Origin of the sequence: Vibrio sp. Vb0598 (assembly GCF_033338935.1) — a bacterium.
Lineage (GTDB): Bacteria > Pseudomonadota > Gammaproteobacteria > Enterobacterales > Vibrionaceae > Vibrio > Vibrio alginolyticus.
Window position 1 is genome coordinate 1 of the sequence record NZ_JAWOTP010000203.1, and the last position, 1,170, is coordinate 1,170.

The window sequence follows — 1,170 nt, forward strand, 5'->3', positions numbered from 1 at the left end:
TGTGTAAGTCTCCGCGTAGCTGCTCTGGGTCATTACTTTCAAGAGCGTTTTCTACGTTTAGGCGCAGGATTGTCAGCGGCGTTTTGAGCTCGTGTGCGGCGGCTCGCGTAAAGCGCTTCTCTCTCTGCCACGCTTGTTCAAGTTCAGAAAGCAATGAATTGAGTGCTTCCACCAACGGAGCAAGCTCGGTTGTGTTGTCGGTAACATGAATGCGGTCTAAGCGGTGCACGTTTCGTTGCGTGATAGCCGTGCGTAGATCGTTAATCGGTCTGAAATACCTGTCTATCAGCCAGAACAGCAACAGCAGCAAAGTCGGCAATAGTAGTAACTGTTCGATGGACGTCGACAGAGCGATTTCATGGATGATCTCTTTCCGTATCTTTTGCTTTTCAGCAACGACCACGTATTCGTTCTCATGCTCAGTCTGTGGTAATGAGAGTTGGAAAGTGCGCCACTGCAAGCCGTCTTTGGTAATGTCGGCGTAGCCGTTGTTGTCAAAAGAAGAAGAAAGAGAGCGCAGATTCGGAGTGGAACTCCAGATCAACTTGTTGTCACGGTAGAATTGAAAAACGAGATTCTGTTCGTAGGGGTGACCAAATTTGGTGGCTTTGTCTTCGTCGCTCTTTGCCAAAGAATCGATGTTCTTCATCCACTGGTCGAATAGCTCTCTGTGGTTGGCGAGAGTGTCCGTTTCGGTTGAAATGGACAGCGTCAGCAGCATCAGCTTAGCGGATTGCCCAAGCCTAGCGTCATAAACTTCTTCGACTTCGTGTTTGGCTGATTGAAAGCTGAAGTACAAAGAAATAAGCAAAAGCGCGCTGACTAACAAGCCAACCGAGAGCGTCAGTTGGCGTTTAATGGGGTATGGTTTTTTAGTTTTCGAGGATGTACCCCGCACCGCGCATGTTTTTGATGGCGACGTTGGGGGCTTTTTTACGTAGGTTATGAATGTGAACTTCTATCGCGTTGTCGCTTGAACCTTCATCCCAGCCATGTAGTGATTGTTGCAATTGCTCCTTACTTTGCACGCGTCCGGCGTTCGTCATCAAGCTGGTGAGGATTTTAAATTCATTGCGTGTGAGTTTAAGCGGCGCGTCATCGTAGCGAATGCTTTGTTCCGATAAGGATAAAGATAACTGCCCAACTTGAATGATTTCTTCTGCACTGCCA

At 48.0% G+C, this 1,170-nt stretch carries 2 protein-coding genes; both read right to left on the minus strand.

Annotated elements, in window-relative coordinates; genetic code table 11:
- On the minus strand, positions 1-898 hold an 898-nt coding region (locus tag R7Q38_RS24095), incomplete at its 3' end, for a sensor histidine kinase N-terminal domain-containing protein (protein ID WP_318114593.1).
- On the minus strand, positions 873-1,170 hold a 298-nt coding region (locus R7Q38_RS24100), incomplete at its 5' end, for a winged helix-turn-helix domain-containing protein (RefSeq protein WP_318114596.1). The genes R7Q38_RS24095 and R7Q38_RS24100, both read right to left, overlap by 26 nt.